We start from the raw sequence: 16,738 nt of genomic DNA on the forward strand, positions 1-16,738 counted from the left end.
TTCCACGCCGGACTCCGCCTCGGCGGCGAGCTCCTCGGCGTCCTTCTCCTCGGCCATGCCGATCGGGCCGATCCGCTGGGCGTTGAGGAACTGCCGGACCACCGGTTCGGTGCTGGACAGCAGCATCTCCCGGGGCCCGAACATGGCCAGGTGCCCGTGGTAGATCATGCCGATGTTGTCCGGCACCGTGCGGGCCGTGTTGATGTCGTGGGTGACGATCAGGAACGTCGCCTCGGTGCGCTGGTTGAGGTCGATGATGAGCTGGTTGAGGTAGGCGGTGCGGACCGGGTCCAGCCCGGAGTCCGGCTCGTCGAAGAGGATGATCTGCGGGTCGAGGACCAGCGCCCGGGCCAGGCCGGCCCGCTTGCGCATGCCGCCGGAGATCTCGCCGGGCAGCTTCTTCTCCGCCCCGACCAGGCCGACCATGTCGAGCTTCTCGTTGACCACGGCCCGGATCTGCGACTCGGACTTGCGGGTGTGCTCGCGCAGCGGGAAGGCCACGTTGTCGTAGATGTTCATCGAGCCGAACAGGGCGCCGTCCTGGAACAGCACGCCGAACAGCTTGCGGATCTCGTACAGCTCGCGTTCGGACAGCCGGGGCAGGTCCTTGCCCTCGATCAGGATGGCTCCACGGTCGGGCCGCAGCAGGCCGACGAGCGTCTTCAGGAACACGGACTTGCCCGTACCGGACGGCCCCAGCAGGACGGAGATCTCCCCCGCCGGCAGGGTCAGGGTGATGTCGGACCAGACGGGCTGACCACCGAAGGACTTGGTCAGCCCGTGCACGGCCACCTCGACGCCCATCGACCCTCCCATCGCCTCTTTCGACAGAGACATCGCAGGGGCGCGCCCGTTCGCAACACGTTCTCGTCGACTTCGTTGCGGCGTTGGTCCGCTACCCAATGCAATAGGTGCGGAAACCATCCGGCTTCAGTACGGTGCGGTTGACCCGTCGGTAACGAAGGTGCCTCGCAACCCCATGATCCGAGCAGTCGATCCAGAGCTCGTCCGCAACGCTGTCCAGGGTGACCGGACGGCGATGGCGGCGCTGCTCACCGAGGTGCACCCGGGCCTCGTGCGTTACTGCCGGGCCCGACTGGGCCGGGTCGGCGGGGCGTACACCACCGCCGACGACGTGGCGCAGGAGGTGTGCCTGGCGGTCCTGCGGTCGCTGAACCGCTACCGCGATCAGGGCGTCCCGTTCGCCGCGTTCGTGTACGGCATCGCGGCGCACAAGGTCGCGGACGCGCAGCGCGCCGCCGTCCGGGACGCGGCCGTCACGCCCACCGACGCTCCCCTCGAACGGCCCGACGCCGCACCCGGGCCCGAGCAGCAGGCGGTCTCGACCGACCTGGCCCGGCGCCTGTCGGCACTGCTGGACCGGCTGCCCGACGCGCAGCGCGAGATCATCCTGCTCCGCGTCGCGGTGGGCCTCTCCGCCGACGAGGTGGGCGCGATCGTCGGGATGACCGCGGCCGCCGTGCGGATGGCCCAGTCCCGGGCGCTGGCCCGGCTCCGTACCCTTGCCGACGGTTCCCTTGACGAGGTGGCGGCATGAGCGAGCGCACGCCCGGCGGCGGCGACGAGGCGATGGATCTGGACATCCTCGCCCGCGACGGCCTGCTGCTCGACGCCCTGGGCCACGGCGAGCCGGCCCCGGCCGGCGACTCGGTGGCCGCGCTGCTGGCCGCCTGGCACGCCGACCTCGCCGACGACCTCCCCGCCCCACCCGAGCTGCGGCAGGCGGTGCCGGACGCTGATCCCGCCGCACCGGGAGCCGGGCAGCCGACCGCCGCCGGTTCCGCCCCGCTACCGGCGCCGGAAGCGGACCGCGATGTCGAGGCACCGATCCCGCTGCGCGCCCGGGCGGCCCGCCGGCACCGACCCTGGGCGGTACGCCTCGCGGCGGCCGGAGTCGCGCTGCTCGCCCTGGCTGCCGGCCTCGGCGTGAGCAGCCGCAGCGCCGGGCCGGGCAGCCCGCTGTGGTCGCTGACCAGGGTGCTGTACCCGCAGCAGGCGGAGGTGCGTGACGTCGAGGACCTGATCACCCGGGCCCGGGCCGCGCTCGACGCCGGCCGCCCGGACGAGGCCGGACAGCTCGTCGCGCAGGCCCGCCGGGAACTCGCCGACATCACCGACCCGGCCACCGCCGCCCGGCTGCGCGCCGAACTCGACGCACTCACCCGGGACCTCGCCGCGGCCGGGCCGGCACCGGTGCCATCGGCCGCGCCCGCGTCACCCGCGCCCGCCACCCGGCCGTCGACGCCGGCCACCCGTCCGACATCGGCGGGCGAAGCGCCGGCGCCCCGGCCCTCGGGCGCGGCCACCTCCCCCGCGCCGGGCAGCTCACCGGGCAGCCCTGGCCCGCTGCTGCCGCTGCCCTCGCTGCCGCTGCCGTCCTTGTCGCCGCTGCCGGGCCTGCCACTGCCCACCGGCGGGCTGCTCGACTGACTGCCGAGCCGTGTCCGGCCTTCTCGGGTCCGACCAGGCCGGTACCGCGCACAGCCACGAACGCGGCGCGGCCGGGCGGTGGCGGCCGGAACCACCACCGCCCGGCCGCGCTCAGGCGGTCGGACCCTGTCGGTCGGCGGCCCGGCCCAGGGCGACCATGCGCAGCGTCTCCTCCCGCCGGCGCACCAGCATCACCCCGGCCAGGAAGGTCACCAGCGGCACGAGCACCAGCATCGCCCACTGGGCCGGCACCAGCGGGATGGCGTGTCCCATGTGCACGGTGGACGCGGCCCAGCCGGCCAGCGCGGTGTCGATCGCCAGGGCGAGCGCGCCGACCGGTGCCAGCAGGACGACGACCCGCCGACGGACCGGTGGGGCGAGCGTGGCCAGGCCGACCAGGACGGCCAGGGCGGCGCCGGCGAGGCCGGCGAGGTAGAGCCAGATGGCCGATTCACTCGCGGCCTCCAGCCCGTGGAAGCTCCGGTAGGTCACGGTGCCGTCGGTCCGATCGAACGGCGGTCTGGTGATCCGGTTCAGCGCCAGCAACGCCACCGCCACCGCCGGACCGGCCACCATGGCCGCCAGCCGCCACGCGCCCAGCACCGCGGTCGTCCGCCGCGGCGACGCCGGCAGGGTGAGCGCCGCGGCCCCCACCACGGCAAACGCGAACTGCGGCAGGGTGTCGATCACGTACGTCGGCTGGTCGACGACCCCCGGGGCGACGAGCGCGACCCAACCGGCGACACCCGCCCAGGCCAGGCCGGCGGACACCCACCGCAGGCCGGCCAGCGCGGTGACCGTGACGGCGGCCCAGCCGACCAGCCGCAGCCAGTCGACCAGATCGGGGCCGACGGGCTGCACCGGCGGCGGGAGGGACGGGTCGCGCAGGACCTGGTCGAGGAGGCTGCTGCCGGCGGCGGCGCACAGCACCAGCGCCACCAGCACGCCGGTGACGGCCCCCGCGTCGGCCCAGGCCGGCTCGGTGAGCCCGCGGACGCCCACCCGCACCCGGGCGCGCAGTCCGGCGGCGATCAGGTTGACCGCGTCCCCGCCGTCCGGGCGGGTCTGCCCGGGCCGTGCCCCGGCGAGCAGAACGGCGAGCATCTCCTCCTCGTACGCCCGCCGGTGTTCCCAGGGGTAGACAGCGAGCAGCCGGCGGTAGCGGCGCTCCAACCGGTTCTCGGTTCGCTCGCTCCGCTCACTCATGCCGGCCCTCCCTCGGGGAGCAGGCCGGCGCGGCGCAGCCGCCTGCCGGCGGCGTCGGCGTGGCGGCGCAGCCGGTCGACCTCGGCGGCGAGCCGGGTCGCGCCGAGCGCGGTGAGGCGGTAGTAGCGGCGCAGCCGGGACTGCACCACCTCCTCGCGGTCGACCTCGATGAGGCCGTCGGCGCGCAGCCGGTCGAGGACGGCGTAGAGGGTGCCGGCGCGCAGCCGGACCCGGCCGTCGGAGATGCGCAGCACGTCCTCGATGACGGCGTACCCGTGCTGGGGCGTCTCGGCCAGCGCGGTGAGCACCAGGAACGTGGGTTCCCGCAGCGGACTGTCAGTCATACGGGGAAGAATATACCGGCAACAGGTATATGCGCCGCCCCGTCACTGCTCGCGTCGGTGCCCGTCCCCCTCGGCCGCCGCCGCCACGCTCTCGGTGACCGGGCCGAGCACCGGCCCGACCGGGGTGGCCTGCTCGGTCGGCCCCGGCCCACCAGGTGCCCCCGCCGGCTGCCGTCTGGCGCCCTCGGTGTACGCGCTGAAGAACTTCAGCAGCTCCACCGGGAACGGCATGACCAGAGTGCTGTTCTTCTCGGCGGCGACGTCCACCACCGTCTGCAGCAGGCGCAGTTGGTACGCCCCCGGCGTGTTCGCCATCGTCCGGGACGCGTCGGCCAGCCGCCGGGACGCCTGGAACTCGCCGTCGGCGGCGATCACCCGGGCCCGCCGTTCCCGCTCGGCCTCGGCCTGGCGGGACATCGAGCGCTTCATCCCCTCGGGCAGCGCCACGTCCTTGACCTCGACCCGTTCGATGAGCAGGCCCCACGGCTTCTCGGTGGGCGCGTCGATGACCGCCTTCAGCTCGGCGTTGATCCGGTCGCGGTCCCGTAGCAGGGTGTCGAGATCGGCCTTGCCGATCACCGAGCGCAACGCGGTCTGCGCCACCTGGAGCACGGCCGACGGGTAGTCATGGACGTTGACCAGCGCCTTGACCGGGTCCACCACCCGGTAGTAGACGACCGCGTCGACGGTGAGGGTGACGTTGTCCCGGGTGATGACACCCTGCGCGGGGACCCCGATCACCGTGGTCTGCATGCTGACCCGGACCATCCGGTCGGCGACCGGGATGATCAGGTGGAAGCCGGGCTGCCGGATGCGCTCCAGCACCCGGCCGAACCGGAACACCACACCCCGTTGGAACTGCTGCACCAGCCGGACGCTCAACGACAGCACGAGCAGCGCGAGCACGACGACGATGACCGGCGCGATGATGGCGGCTGCCATGGTCCCCCTCGATCCCGGAGGCACCCGCCTCCCGGCGCCGCGCCTACCCGCTGCGCGGGGTTTCACGCCTGGCCGGCTGGTATCGGCGGTTGCACGGTGCAATGATTGGTATGTGCACGGGATCACTTGACGGCGCTGCCGGGCAGCGCCGCCCCGCCATGAGGGAGGCAGTCATGGAACGCGACGGACGGCACGAGGTCGCTCGGATCGATGAGACGGTCACCGCGGCGAACCTGCACGAACGCGCGGAGCGAGTCGCCGTGCCCGACTTCGACTACCTGGCCCAGACCATCGAGGGCCTCGCCGAGGGGCTGATCCACCCGCGCCACGGCCGGCCCGAGCCGCGCTGAGCAACAGCCGGCCTACGCGGTCGGTTGCCGCTGGGCCGGGGTGCGCTGCTCGGCACCGGACGCCGAGGTGCGGGTGCTGGCCCCGCTGAGCTGGCGCGCCGAGTTGACCAGCCCGACCAGGCTGAACGCCTGCGGGGTGTTGCCGAGCTGCCGGCCGGCTGCCGGGTCGTACTCCTCGCTGAGCAGGCCCACGTCGTTGCGCAGGTCGAGCAGCCGGGTGAAGGTCTCCTCCGCCGCCTGGCCACGGCCGGTGTTGTGCAGGGCGTCGACCAGCCAGAAGGTGCAGGCCAGGAAGGCGCCCTCGCCGCCGGGCAGCCCGTCGACGTGGTCGTCGTGCTCGGGCCGGTAGCGCAGCAGGAACGGCCGTTGTCGGGCTGGCGCCAGTTGCCCTCGAGGAAGTCGAGCAGGGCACGCTGCACGTCCCAGGCCTCCTCGGTGGCGGCGATGCCGGCCTCCCGGCCGAGCTGGAGGCCGTCGAGCACCTCGCCCCACACGTCGAGCTGCAACTGCTCGGCGGCGGCGTTGCCGATCCGCACCGGGGCGGAGCCGGCGTAGCCGCCGAGCCAGTCGAGGGTCTGCTCGGGGATGCGCCGGGTACCGTCCAGGGCGTACATGATCTGCAGGTCGGCCGGGTCGCCGGCGATCGCGCGCAGCAGCCACTCCCGCCACGCCTTGGCCTCGGCGACGTACCCGGTGCCGAGCAGCGCCTGGAGGGTGAACGTCGCGTCGCGCAGCCAGCAGTAGCGGTAGTCCCAGTTGCGTGGCCCGCCGAGCTGCTCGGGCAGTGAGGTGGTCGCGGCGGCAAGGATGCCGCCGGTGGGCGCGTAGGTGAGCGCCTTGAGGGTGATCAGCGCCCGGCGCACCGCGTCCGGCCAGCGCCCGTCGTACGCGCAGCGGCTGATCCACTCCCGCCAGTACCGTTCGGTGCCGGCGATCGCGTGCGCCGCGTCGACCGGGGTGGGCGCGGGCCGGTGGGAGGGCTGCCAGGTGAGCACGAACGGCACCCGTTCACCCGCGGCGACGGTGAACTCGGCGACGGTGGACCGGTCCACGCCGCGTAGCGGGACGTCGGTGCGCAGCCAGGCCGCGTCCGGGCCGGCGACCGCGGCGAGGTCCCGGCCGTGTCGGCGGACCCAGGGGCACGATGTGCCCGTAGTCGAAGCGCAGTCGCAGCTCCATCCGCATCGGCACCCGCCCGGATAGCCCCTCCACGACGCGGACCACGTCGGTGGTCCGCTCGCGCGGCGGCATGCAGTCCACCACCCGCACGGTGCCGTCCGGGGTGTCCCATTCGGATTCCAGGATCAGGGTGTCGTCGCGATAGCGGCGGCGGGTGGCCGGGCCGCCGCCGGCCGGGGCGATGCGCCAGTGGCCGGCCTCCTCGTCGTCGAGCAGGGCGGCGAAGCAGGCCGGCGAGTCGAAGCGGGGCAGGCAGAGCCAGTCGACCGAGCCGTCCCGGCCGACCAGCGCGGCGGTGTGCAGGTCACCGAGGACGGCGTAGTCCTCGATCGGACGCGGCACGGGGACCTCCTCTCAGTCGAAATGTGCACCGTGGAGGTCGCTACCCCGGGCCGGAAGCCGGAAAACGCGCTGGCGGACCGATTCCGCGCACCGGCCGGGCCCGGGACGTCACCTGCGCGGAGTCCCTCATCCCACGGCCGCTGAGGCGTACCGCGGTCAGGCGGTCGGCTGCTTCGCCCCGTACACCCGCAGGATGCCGGCCTGCACCGCGTCGGCCGCGTCGGCGGCGGACATCCGCCCGGCGGCCACTTCGGCCCAGCCGGCGTGGCCGAGCGCGACCGTCGCGGCGAAGAGCCAGCCGGGTGCCGCGTCGGGGTCGAACTCGCCGGCCCGCTGGCCCCGGACGATGAGCCGGGTGAGCCGGTCGAAGATCGGCTGGTGCAGCTCGACGTCGGCCGCGCCGGGCGGCGGTGGGAGCGCGGGGTAGCGATCGAAGGCCCCCCAGCTCACCCGGAGCAGGCGCAGCAACGCCTCCGGCGCCGGCCCCTCGTCGAGGCGCGCCTCGTCGAGGGCGGCGAGGACCTCGTCGGTCATCCGCTGGTAGACGGCGGCGACGAGCGCGTCCCGGGACGGGAAGTGCGCGTAGACGGTCTGCCGGGACAGGCCGGCGGCGGTGGCGATGTCCTCCACGGTGGCCTGCGGCCGCTCCCGGAGCACCTGGACGGCGGCGTCGAGGATGGCCGAGACGCTGCGACGGGCCTCGGCGCGGACGCGTCGGCGCCGCTCGGGAAAATTTTGCTCTGACACGGTTGTCAAGGCTACCCAAGACTCCTAGCCTTGACATCACTGTCGGACCTAACGATCGAAGGGGCGCCATGCGAACGGAGACATTCCCCGTCCCCCGCGACGACCTGGCGGGCTACCTGCGGACGTACGTGCAGGAGATCGCGTTCGGCGACGAGGAACCGGGTATGGTCACGGACCGCTACCACACCCCCGACATCGCCTGGTACAGCGACGGACTGCACCTGGACCGGGAACGCCTGGCGGCACACGCCCGGCCGGTCCGCCGGACGGTGACCCAGTGCGAGGTCGACGTGCACGACGCCCTGGTCTGCGGCGACCGGGTGGCGGCCCGTTACACGCTGATCGCCCTGGCGCGCGGCCGCCACGTGGTCACCGAGATCCACATGTTCGGCCAATTGGCGCCGGACGGCCGGCTCCGCCGGATCGACCAGCTCACCCGCGTCGTCGGCGCCGAGGACGACCGGTGACGCGCCCGGCCGACGGGAGGACCGGCCCGTGAGGATCGCGGTGTTCGGCGCCAGCGGGGGTACCGGCCGGCTGCTCGTCGAGCGGGCCGCCGCCGCGGGCCATCAGGTCGTCGCTGTCGTCCGCGACCCGGCGCGGCTCGGCGCCGTCTCCCCCGACGTCACCGTGGTGCCGGCGGACGTCACGGACCCGGCCGCGGTGGCCGCCGCCGTCCGGGACTGCGACACCGTCGTGTCGCTGCTCGGCCCCGGCACGGTCCGCGGCCCGACCACCGTCCGCAGCGACGCCACCGCCACCATCGTGGCGGCGATGCGGGAGACCGAGGTACGCCGACTGGTCGTGGTCACCGCGGCCGGGCACACCACCGACGGCGATGGACCGGTGGTCCGGTTCCTGCTCAAGCCGCTGCTGTCCAGGCTGCTGCGCCACTCGTTCGCCGACATGCGCCGAACCGAGGCGATCGTCCGGGGCAGCGGGCTCGACTGGACGCTGGTGCGCCCACCCCGGCTGAGCGACGCGCCGGGCACCGGCAGGTACCGCACGGCGGTCGACCGCAATGTGCGGGGCGGGCTGCGCCTGTCCCGCGCCGACCTGGCCGACTTCCTGCTGCGCTGTGTCGACTCGCCGGCGGGGCGGGTGGTCGCGATCGCCTACTGAGCCGGGTGATCGACGCGGCGGACGGGGACCCGCCCTGACCGGCGTCAGCCGACGGTCAGCTCGGTCCAGGTGTCGCCGTCGTCGTCGCTGCGGAACAGCCGCCCGCTCGGTACGCCGCCCAGGCCCGCGCCGTGCGTGCTGGTCAACCACAGCACCCCGGCGCCGACCGGGGCGATGTCGGCGACGACCTCGGTGGTGGGAAGGGGCGCCAGGGTCGGGTCCCAGGCGTCGGCCCGCAGGTGCTCGGCCCGTAGCGGCACGCTGCGGTGCCGCCACGGTCCGGCCAGGTCGTCGGCGTCCCACAGGTCGTGCCCGGCCGCCGCCCAGAACCGCCCGTCCGGACCGGCCACACCGATGTCCAGGCCGCTGGGGGTCATCGGCAGCCGGTACGGCCCGGCCCAGGATCCACCGACGTCGAGGTAGGCGTAGGTGCCCGCCCATGGGGCGGGGGTCTGGTTGTGCCGTTCGGCGCGGAGGAGCAGCAGGGCCGGGCGGCCGGGCTGGACCATGGGAATCAGCCAGGTAGTGGCGTGGGCGGGCACCTTGGGCGGCGCGGGCAGCGGGGTGCGGCTCCAGGTCTCGCCGCCGTCGCGGGTGGTCCACAGGATGTCGGCGCGCCGGCGGTCGATGGTGACGAGCAGGCCGTCCCGGTCGGTGGTGAAGGCTGCTTGGAGGAAGGGAAGCCCGTCGGGGCCGGCGGTCGACGTCCAGGTCGCACCGCCGTCGTCGGTGCCGGCCAGCCGCCAGGGTTCGTCGTACCGGAGGGGTCGGGACGGCAGCCGAAGCCGATGCGGGGCGAGGAAGTGGCACATCCCCATGAAGCCGTGCGGATCCAGCGGCGGGCTCAGCGTCCAGGTGGCGCCACCGTCGTCCGTACCTGCGGCCAGCGCGACCGGGCCGTCCGCGTCGACGGGGCGGCCGTTGACCTCGGTGTGCGGTGGCCACAGCCCGAGGATCACGGCCGCCCGCTCGTCGTCGAAGGCGGTGACGGGGCCGATCTGCTGTCCGCGCCAGGACAGGCGCGGCTGCCACGTGGCGCCGCCGTCGCCGGTGTGCATCAGCACATGGTCGGTCGGTCCACCGAGACACACCCAGCCGGCGGTGGGCGCGGCGAACGCTGTGCGGCCCACCGCCAGCCCTGACGTCGTGGGCGCGGTCGCCGGCGTGGTCACCCGCGCCGGGCGGCCGGTCGTCGCCTCCGGCCGCCACCGGGACAGTTCCTCCACCGCTGTGCCTTTCCGTCGGTCGTGGGAGAGTCCCCGGGCGGCCCGTGGACCGCCCGGGGACCTTCGCAGGGTAAGGCCCCCGGACGACCGGGCCGGTCGTCCGGGGGCGCGGGTCAGCCGAAGGCCCAGGCGGCCAGGGCACCCACCCCGGCTATCGCCCCCGCCACGATCTCCTCGGGCAGCAGGATGATGGCGAGCGCGACGACCGCCACGACGGCCACCGCCACCAGCACCCCCTCCAGGATCTCCTGCCCGGCGGTGCTGACGACCGGGTCGTCGGTCGGGGCCTTGGTCGGCTGGTTGCGCGGCTCCTCCTTCTGGCCGTTGTCGGCCCGGCCACCGCCTGGCGGAATCGGCGGCGGCGTCGGAGTCGGGATCCTCCGAGGCCGCTTGGTGATGTAGTAGATGATGCCGGCGTTGCGCAGGTCCGGCCGGGCGTAGCCGACGAACTTGTTCCAGTCGACCCCGGAGAAGATCGTCGTGGTGGTGCCGTCCGCGTTGGTCCGCGAGGCCGGGACGATGTTCGGCCCCGGCTGCGGGTTCGGGAACCGCCCGGTGCTGTCGAAGGTCAGGGCGAAGATGTACCGCAGCATCTGGTTGGCGTTGTTGTCGCCGCGGTAGCCCGAGCCCGGCTTGATCTCGGCGAACTGGTCGGCAGCCGGCTTCACCTCGTAGAGCAGGGTGGTGCCGGGCGCGTGGATGAGGATGTCCGGGTTCGACACCGGCTGGGTGGTGCCCAGCGAGATCCGGCCCGGCACGCCCTGCCAGTACCGCCAGCCGGGGCAGTCGCCGTAGACGTTGGTGTGGCCGTAGCGCACCGCGAACAGGTCCAGCGCCAGCAGTTGGGCGTTGTCGTGGTAATTGTTGCTGCTGCAGGGCGCGGCCCCGGACGGGTCGCGGTAATTGGTGGGTCGGTCACCGACGTACGCGTACGGGCTGACCGCCGGTTGCCGGATCGACGGTGACACCGGGTCCACGCCGTTGAAGCGGCCGGTGCCGGGATCGTACGCGCGGGCCAGCATGGAGTACTGGTTGCCGAGCGTCGAGTCCTGGTAGGCGCCGGCGAACCGCATCGGGTTGGCGACGGTGGAGCTGGTCCCGGCGGCGGTGCCGTCGCTGCGGGCGTTGCCGAACGGGTCGTAGTCGTAGGCGGCCGCCGTGGCGCCCTGCGGGTCGACGACGGCGGCGACGCCGTGCACGGTGTCCAGGGCGTACGGGTTGACCTGGCCGCCGGAGAGCAGGCCCAATGCGGTTCCGTCGGCCGGGTTGGTCAGGTAGCCCTGTGTGCTGGTGGTGCCGCCGCTGGTGGTGCTGGACTCGACCAGTTGCGGCAGGGACATGTTCAGGTCGGTCTGCCAGGTACGGGTCTGGACGCCATCGGCCGTGGTGGTGCTCGCCGAGAGCTGGATGCCCTGGGCGTCGTAGGCGTAGTTGGTGGTGATGCCACCGACGGTGGACGCGGCGAGCGTGTGGTCGAGGTTGTAGGCGAAGGTGTTGCCGCCGGCCTGGGTCAGGTTGCCGGATGGATCGTAGGCGTAGGCGGTGCTGGTGGTACCGCTGGGCCCGCTGACCGTGGCACCGGTGAGCTGGCTGGCCGAGTCGTACGTGTAGCTGGTCTGGGTGTTGCCCGCGCTGCCCGAGAGGGTCTGGGACAGGCGGTTGCCGACTCCGTCGTAGCTGTAGGCGATCTTGCCGGTGGCGGAGGTGCCGCAGTCGGGCCCGATGCACGCCGCGGTGAGCCGGTCGAAGGCATCGTAGGTGTACGCGACGTGCTGGCTGGTGTTCCCGCGGGTGGTGGTGACGCCGGTCGGGTTGCCCACCGGGTCCCGGGTGACCTGGAAGCGGGCCAGGGTGCCCGCGTCGGTGTGGCTGTTCAGGTCGGACAGCCGGCCGGCGCGGTCGTAGGCCCGGTCGGTGACCATGTGGTTGGTCGTCGGGTAGGTGGTGCGGGTCAGCCGGCCGGAGGGGTCGTAGCTGAAGTCGTACCGGGCGGCGGTGGCACCGGCGGCGCCACCCTGGGCGGTCAGGCTCTGCAGTTTGCCCGCCGTGGACCAGGTGCTGGTGAGGGCCGTGCCGTCCGGCCAGGTACGAGAGTTGACGTTGCCGTCGGCGTCGTAGCCGTAGGTGAAGGTCTGTCCGGCCCGGCTGACGCTGGTGAGCCGGCCCAGGCTGTCGTAGCCCTGGGTGCGCACGCCGGTCGGGTCGGCCAGGCTGGTGAGGCGGTCGTTCGCGTCGTAGCCGAAGTTGTGCACCAGCGCGCCGGCGGCCTGGTCCCGCCGGGTGAGCCGGTTGAGGATGTCGTAGCTGTAGCTGGTGGTCCGGGTGCTGACGTCCGTGCCGCCCGGCGCCACCGTCTGGGTCAAGTTGCCCTCGACGTCGTAGCTGAACAGGGTGTCCCGGTTGAGCGGGTCCTTGACGTCGGTGACGCGGCCGAGGTGGTCGTAGGTGAAGCGCGTGTTGCCCCGCGCGTCGGTGCGGGAGAGCACGTTGCCGGCGTTGTCGTAGGAGTAGACGGTGGCCAGCTTGGTGTTGCCGTCCGGCCCGACGACCGACTGGAGGGTGTCGTCGTCGAGGTACTTGTAGCTGGTGACGTGCCCGTTGGCGTCGGTGCCGCTGGTGACGCGGTTGTTGGAGTCGTACGCGAAGGTGGTGCTGCGGCCGAGCTGGTCGGTGACGGCGGTGAGGTTGCCGACCTGGTCGTAGCTGTAGCGCACGGTGTAGTCGGCCGGGTTGGCGCCATCGACGTTGCCGCGCGGGTCGACCACGGTGCTGACCCGGTTGTCGTCGTCGTAGGTGTAGGTGGTCACCCCGCCGCTGACCGAGGTCGACCTGGTGACGTTGCCGTTGTCGTCGTAGGCCCGGCTGCTGCCTCCGCCGCCGGGCGCGGTGACGGCGGTCGGCCGCCCGTCGTCGTCGTAGGTGACGGTGGTGGTGCCGCCCAGTGGGTCGGCCGTGGAGGTGACGTTGCTGTTGTTGTCGTAGCCCGTGACGATCTTGTTGCCGAGCGGGTCGGTGCGCGAGGTGGCCCGGTTGAGCTGGTCGTAGGTCAGGTCCGTGGTGACCGTGCCACCGCCGGGATAGGGGTGGCTCGTGCGGACGCGGTTGCCGTTGAAGTCGAAGGTGTAGGTGGTGGTGTAGTCGGCCGGGTTCGCGCCGGGCACGTTGCCGCCCGGGGAGGTCACCGTCGCGATGTTGCCGCGACTGTCGTAGGTCATGGTGGTCTTGGCGCCGACCTGGTCGGTGACCGAGGCCTGCCGCCCGGCGGCGGTGTAGGTGTACCGGATGACCCCGCCGTTGACGTCGGTGATGGTCAGCGTGCGACCGATGACGGTGTCGTAGGTGTAGCTGGTGCTGTGCCCGAGCGGGTCGGCGGTCGCCGTCACCTGGCCGAGGTTGTCGTAGGTGACGGTGCTGGCGTGGGCCTTGCGGGGGGACAGCACGGCCACGACCCGGTCGAGGTCGTCGTAGGTGTAGGTGGTGGTGAAGTAGGAGGCGTTGGCCCCGGCGACGTTGCCCCGCGGGTCCACCTTGGTCAGCAGCCGCCCGGACTGGTCGTAGGTGTAGGTGGTTACCTCACCCAGCGGGCTAGTCTGGGAGGTCAGGTTGCCGGCGGCGTCGTACCCTAGGGTGGTGCTCCTGCCCCGCCCGTCGGTCATCTTGGTGACCAGGCCGCGACTGTCATAGGTGAGGGTGGTGCTGTCCCCGGCGGGGGCGACGATCGAATTGATCTCGTCGGTGGCGGTGTAGCCGAACCGGGAGACCTTGCCCAGCGCGTCGGTGTGGGTGGTCAGATTGTTCCGGGTGTCGAAGCCGTTGCTGACCTGGAAGTTGAACGGGTCCGGTGCGGTCATTGACAGCAGGTTGTGCGCGCCATCGTAGCCGCTGGCGGTCTGGTTGCCCTGCGCGTCGACGATCAGGTTCGGGTTGATCTCCTGGTCATAGCGCTGATTGGTGGTGTCCCCGTTGCCGTTCTGCGAGTACACCCACACGTTGCCGCGGTACCCGTCGTAGTACGGCACGCCGTCGGCGTCGACGGTGGTTGACTCCTGCTTGGCGGCGTCCCAGCTGAACGTGGTCGCCGCACCGGACGCGTCCACCTGCTTGACGACCCGGCCGTTGGCGTAGGTGTTGGTGAGCTGGGTCCGCGCCTGCGGGTCGACGACCGCGGTGAGCAGCTGATCGGTGTAGCCGAAGGTCCAGACGTTGCCGGCGGCGTCCTGCGCCGACGTCAGCATTCCGTTGGTGTACTTGTAGACGACGGCGCGCTTGTCCGGCAGCGCCAGCTTGGTCAGCAGGCCGGAGCTGAGCGTGCCGGTGACCACCCGGCCGGCGGCGTCGGTGATGGTCACCGAAGTCGCGGTCCACGCCAGCGTGACGCCGTGGGCGTGGGCGTCCAGCACGGAGGTCAGCCGGCCGGTGGCGTCGAAGGTGTACGTGGTGTGGGCCGGTGTGCTCAGCTTCCAGCCGCCGCCCGACACGGCGCTGAGGCTCGACCTCACCCCCAGCGGCGCGGTGTAGGTGCCGTTGGCGCCGGCGGTGTAGACGGCCTGCGCCCCGTCCTCGGCGCGTACGGTGACCGAGGTCTCGCCGGCGGCCGGCGGGATCACCTTCATGTCGTACGTCCACGACCAGCCGATGCCCATCGTGCCGGCGGTGGTGTTGGCGGAGGAGTAGGTGCGGGTGGCGTTGAAGGTGACGCCGTAGCCGGCCAGCTGCAGGTCGGGCCAGCGGGCCGTGTAGCTGCCGTTGGCGGTGCCCACTCCGGAACCGCGGACGACCTGCCAGGCGTTGGTGCGGAACAGCGCGTCCGTGCAGGCGCAGCCGCTCAGCTGCCCGGTCGGCACCGCCGGCGGGTCGCTGGTGGTGCGCGCCGCCGCCTGCGCCGACGCCGGCGACGTGACCTGGGAGCCGTCGGCGAACGTGACGGTGATGGTCACGTAGTACTGGTGGCCGCCGACCAGCGACCAGCCGTCGCCCGAGCCGAAACTGCGGCAGTAGGTGGCAGGCACCTGGCACTTCGCAGCGTCCGACGGCTGCATTTGCCGCGAGTCCTGCGCGGCGCCGGTGGCCGGGTCGTAGACGGTGGCGGTCCAGGACTGCCAGCCGGAGATGCCCGGGTCGGCCGCGTCGAAGTAGAGGACCAGCGACGTGTCGTTGAAGTCGAACCCCGAGCGCAGGATCAGGTTGGTGGCGCCGGTGCTGCCGGTGAGCGCCGCGCTGGTCGTCGTCGAGGTCGTGCTCCGGATGGAGCTGGCGGTCTTCTTCCCGGCGGGCCTCGGTGCCGCCGCCCAGTCCCGTGCGGACAGTTTGCGTTGCGGCCCGGCCGGGGGCAGCCCCGGGGGCACGACGGGCGGCCGGGCGCCCTTCGGGTATCCGTGGTTGACGGTCACGCCGCGCGGCAGCGGCCGGTTGACCGGACCATGGCCGGCGGGTGCCTGCACTGTGTGCGGTCGCTTCGGCTTGGCGGCGGCGGGCCGCGGCTGGGTCGCCACAGCGGCGGTGCCCACCACGACGAGGACCGCCATCAGGCGTACGAAGGCCGACGCTGGTGGCGAGCCGCGCCACCAGCGGCTCAACGTGAGGACGGACATGCAGCTCCCCGCTTCCCTGGTCGGTGCCGCCGCCCTGCCCCGGATGGACGCAGGGGCGGGGTGGGCCTGGCGGCACGTCCGATATCTCGCCGGCCTCCGCGGGTCGTCCGGCGACGGCTGCCTCCGTTCGGGCGGATCCGGGGAAGTCGTTTAGCGGGAAGGTAGTTCGGCCCCGCACAACGGAGCGCATAAGAACCGCACAGCGTTTCGTCACAGTGTCCGAGGAGACGAACGCCTCAAGCCACCCCTAATGTTCTTGCATCCGTCAATATTGGAGGCTACTTTCGGCGCGACATTCCGGCCTGCGGGGAGGCTTGCCATGTCGCTGTTCGTTCGGCTGCTCGGGCCGGTGGAGGTGATCCGGAACGGACGCACCACCTGTCTGCGGGCGGTCAAGCAGATCGCGTTGCTCGCCGCCCTGGCGTTCAGCTACGACGGCCCAGTCAACATGAACGACCTCACCGGCGCGGTCTGGCCGGGCGAGCCGCCCCGCTCGGCGGCGGCGAACCTGCGCAACTACGCCAGTGCGTTACGGCGGACCGTCGGCGACCGGATCGTCGCCCACGCCGGCGGTTACCAGCTGATCCTGCAGCCTGGCGAGCTGGATGTCGGCAGTTTCCAAACGTTGGCCAGCCAGGGCGACCAGGCCCTGAAAGCGGGCGAGCCCGCCTCGGCGGAGCGGCTGCTGACGCAATCGCTGGCTCTGTGGCGCGGCCCAGCGGTCCCAGGGTTGCCCACGAACACCGCGCTCAGTGCGGATCTGGCCAACCTCGAGGACCAGCGACTGATCGCGGTGGAGGACCTGGCACAGGCCCGACTGGACCTGGGCCACAACCGACAGGTCGTCGTCGGGCTGCGCAAGCACCTCCGCCAGCACCCGCTGCGGGAGCGGCCGTGGGCCCAACTGATGCTGGCGCTCTACCGCAGTGGCGACACCGTCGGGGCGTTGCACGCGTTCACCGAGGCGCGCGGGGTCCTGCGCGACGAACTCGGGATCGAGCCGGACCTGCGACTGTCGGCGCTGCACCGGGCCATCCTCAAGCGGTCCCCGGACCTGATGGCACCAGCCGCGGCGACAACTCCCGACGGGCCGGGGAGCTGGCCGGTCGCAGCCGAGAAGACATCGATCGGCATCCCACCTGCGCCGCCGAGCTGGCCAGAATCGGGAGCACCGTTCTGATCTGCTAACGGCACTGAGGCGGGCTCGGTCGGCTACGGCGCGTTCAACGTCAGCGGCG

General features: G+C 72.7%; 15 protein-coding genes and 1 pseudogene. 6 read left to right on the forward strand and 10 right to left on the reverse strand.

Features of this window, described 5'->3' with window-relative positions:
- The coding region (locus ONA70_RS18095; RefSeq protein ID WP_265007622.1) for an ABC transporter ATP-binding protein at positions 1-804 on the reverse strand (804 nt) is incomplete at its 3' end.
- A gap of 175 nt (positions 805-979) precedes the next feature.
- Between ONA70_RS18095 and shbA the strand changes: the two genes are divergently transcribed.
- Both shbA and ONA70_RS18105 read left to right on the forward strand, forming a co-directional pair.
- On the forward strand, positions 980-1,558 hold the full coding sequence (shbA, locus tag ONA70_RS18100) for an RNA polymerase sigma factor ShbA (protein WP_265007623.1): 579 nt from the start codon (positions 980-982) through the stop codon (positions 1,556-1,558).
- Positions 1,555-2,451, forward strand: a complete 897-nt coding sequence (locus ONA70_RS18105; protein WP_265007624.1) for a hypothetical protein — start codon at positions 1,555-1,557, stop codon at positions 2,449-2,451. The genes shbA and ONA70_RS18105 overlap by 4 nt, the downstream gene beginning before the upstream one ends.
- Positions 2,452-2,562: 111 nt before the next feature.
- Here the strand turns inward: ONA70_RS18105 and ONA70_RS18110 are convergent, their stop codons facing one another.
- The 3 genes from ONA70_RS18110 to ONA70_RS18120 are packed head-to-tail and all read right to left on the reverse strand — an operon-like array spanning position 2,563 to position 4,943.
- The gene (locus ONA70_RS18110) at positions 2,563-3,657 is read right to left on the reverse strand and encodes a hypothetical protein (protein WP_265007625.1); all 1,095 of its coding nucleotides are present in this window, start codon (positions 3,655-3,657) and stop codon (positions 2,563-2,565) included.
- Positions 3,654-4,001, reverse strand: a complete 348-nt coding sequence (locus ONA70_RS18115; RefSeq protein ID WP_265007626.1) for a PadR family transcriptional regulator — start codon at positions 3,999-4,001, stop codon at positions 3,654-3,656. The genes ONA70_RS18110 and ONA70_RS18115 overlap by 4 nt, the downstream gene beginning before the upstream one ends.
- 42 nt (positions 4,002-4,043) lie before the next feature.
- Positions 4,044-4,943 carry an SPFH domain-containing protein gene (locus tag ONA70_RS18120; protein ID WP_265007627.1) on the reverse strand — a complete coding sequence of 300 codons (900 nt, stop codon included), beginning with the start codon at positions 4,941-4,943 and terminating at the stop codon, positions 4,044-4,046.
- A 173-nt stretch (positions 4,944-5,116) separates the two neighbouring features.
- Here ONA70_RS18120 and ONA70_RS18125 point away from each other — a divergent pair, with 173 nt between their 5' ends.
- Positions 5,117-5,293 carry a hypothetical protein gene (locus tag ONA70_RS18125; protein ID WP_265007628.1) on the forward strand — a complete coding sequence of 59 codons (177 nt, stop codon included), beginning with the start codon at positions 5,117-5,119 and terminating at the stop codon, positions 5,291-5,293.
- Positions 5,294-5,305: 12 nt separating this feature from the next.
- Here the strand turns inward: ONA70_RS18125 and ONA70_RS36970 are convergent, their stop codons facing one another.
- The 4 genes and pseudogenes from ONA70_RS36970 to ONA70_RS18140 all read right to left on the reverse strand — a co-directional run bounded on the left by ONA70_RS36970 (position 5,306) and on the right by ONA70_RS18140 (position 7,561).
- A complete protein-coding gene (locus ONA70_RS36970; RefSeq protein WP_406601209.1) occupies positions 5,306-5,785 on the reverse strand; it encodes a glycoside hydrolase family 15 protein in 480 nt (159 codons plus the stop codon).
- A pseudogene (locus ONA70_RS36975) lies at positions 5,716-6,345 on the reverse strand (glycoside hydrolase family 15 protein); the annotation flags it as partial. The gene ONA70_RS36970 and the pseudogene ONA70_RS36975, both read right to left, overlap by 70 nt.
- Positions 6,302-6,814, reverse strand: a complete 513-nt coding sequence (locus tag ONA70_RS18135; protein ID WP_265007630.1) for a trehalase-like domain-containing protein — start codon at positions 6,812-6,814, stop codon at positions 6,302-6,304. The pseudogene ONA70_RS36975 and the gene ONA70_RS18135, both read right to left, overlap by 44 nt.
- Positions 6,815-6,970: 156 nt before the next feature.
- On the reverse strand, positions 6,971-7,561 hold the full coding sequence (locus tag ONA70_RS18140) for a TetR/AcrR family transcriptional regulator (RefSeq protein WP_265007631.1): 591 nt from the start codon (positions 7,559-7,561) through the stop codon (positions 6,971-6,973).
- Positions 7,562-7,629: 68 nt separating this feature from the next.
- On the opposite strand from ONA70_RS18140, the gene ONA70_RS18145 reads away from it, so the two are divergent.
- Positions 7,630-8,028, forward strand: a complete 399-nt coding sequence (locus ONA70_RS18145) for a nuclear transport factor 2 family protein (RefSeq protein WP_265007632.1) — start codon at positions 7,630-7,632, stop codon at positions 8,026-8,028.
- Between the two features lie 28 nt (positions 8,029-8,056).
- Positions 8,057-8,683: an NAD(P)-dependent oxidoreductase gene (locus ONA70_RS18150; protein WP_265007633.1), complete on the forward strand. Its 627-nt coding sequence runs from the start codon at positions 8,057-8,059 to the stop codon at positions 8,681-8,683.
- Positions 8,684-8,727: 44 nt separating this feature from the next.
- Here the strand turns inward: ONA70_RS18150 and ONA70_RS18155 are convergent, their stop codons facing one another.
- Together ONA70_RS18155 and ONA70_RS18160 are read right to left on the reverse strand one after the other, a co-directional pair.
- Positions 8,728-9,909 (reverse strand): WD40/YVTN/BNR-like repeat-containing protein, encoded by a 1,182-nt coding sequence (locus ONA70_RS18155; RefSeq protein ID WP_265007634.1) that lies wholly within the window; start codon positions 9,907-9,909, stop codon positions 8,728-8,730.
- Positions 9,910-10,022: 113 nt separating this feature from the next.
- Entirely contained in the window at positions 10,023-15,500 is a 5,478-nt protein-coding gene (locus tag ONA70_RS18160) for an RHS repeat-associated core domain-containing protein (RefSeq protein ID WP_265007635.1), read from the reverse strand.
- 319 nt (positions 15,501-15,819) lie between these two features.
- Between ONA70_RS18160 and ONA70_RS18165 the strand changes: the two genes are divergently transcribed.
- Positions 15,820-16,680, forward strand: a complete 861-nt coding sequence (locus ONA70_RS18165) for an AfsR/SARP family transcriptional regulator (protein WP_265007636.1) — start codon at positions 15,820-15,822, stop codon at positions 16,678-16,680.
- The last annotated feature ends 58 nt before the right edge of the window (positions 16,681-16,738 follow it).

It is taken from the genome of Micromonospora yasonensis (assembly GCF_026013475.1).
Taxonomy (GTDB): Bacteria; Actinomycetota; Actinomycetes; order Mycobacteriales; family Micromonosporaceae; genus Micromonospora; species Micromonospora yasonensis.

Coding starts and splice junctions, on each gene's coding strand:
- shbA (WP_265007623.1), top strand. CDS start 980: ATGATCCGAGCAGTCGATCCAGAGCTCGTCCGCAACGCTGTCCAGGGT.
- ONA70_RS18120 (WP_265007627.1), bottom strand. CDS start 4,943: ATGGCAGCCGCCATCATCGCGCCGGTCATCGTCGTCGTGCTCGCGCTG.
- ONA70_RS18160 (WP_265007635.1), bottom strand. CDS start 15,500: ATGTCCGTCCTCACGTTGAGCCGCTGGTGGCGCGGCTCGCCACCAGCG.
- ONA70_RS18115 (WP_265007626.1), bottom strand. CDS start 4,001: ATGACTGACAGTCCGCTGCGGGAACCCACGTTCCTGGTGCTCACCGCG.
- ONA70_RS18145 (WP_265007632.1), top strand. CDS start 7,630: ATGCGAACGGAGACATTCCCCGTCCCCCGCGACGACCTGGCGGGCTAC.
- ONA70_RS18110 (WP_265007625.1), bottom strand. CDS start 3,657: ATGAGTGAGCGGAGCGAGCGAACCGAGAACCGGTTGGAGCGCCGCTAC.
- ONA70_RS18105 (WP_265007624.1), top strand. CDS start 1,555: ATGAGCGAGCGCACGCCCGGCGGCGGCGACGAGGCGATGGATCTGGAC.
- ONA70_RS18125 (WP_265007628.1), top strand. CDS start 5,117: ATGGAACGCGACGGACGGCACGAGGTCGCTCGGATCGATGAGACGGTC.
- ONA70_RS18165 (WP_265007636.1), top strand. CDS start 15,820: ATGTCGCTGTTCGTTCGGCTGCTCGGGCCGGTGGAGGTGATCCGGAAC.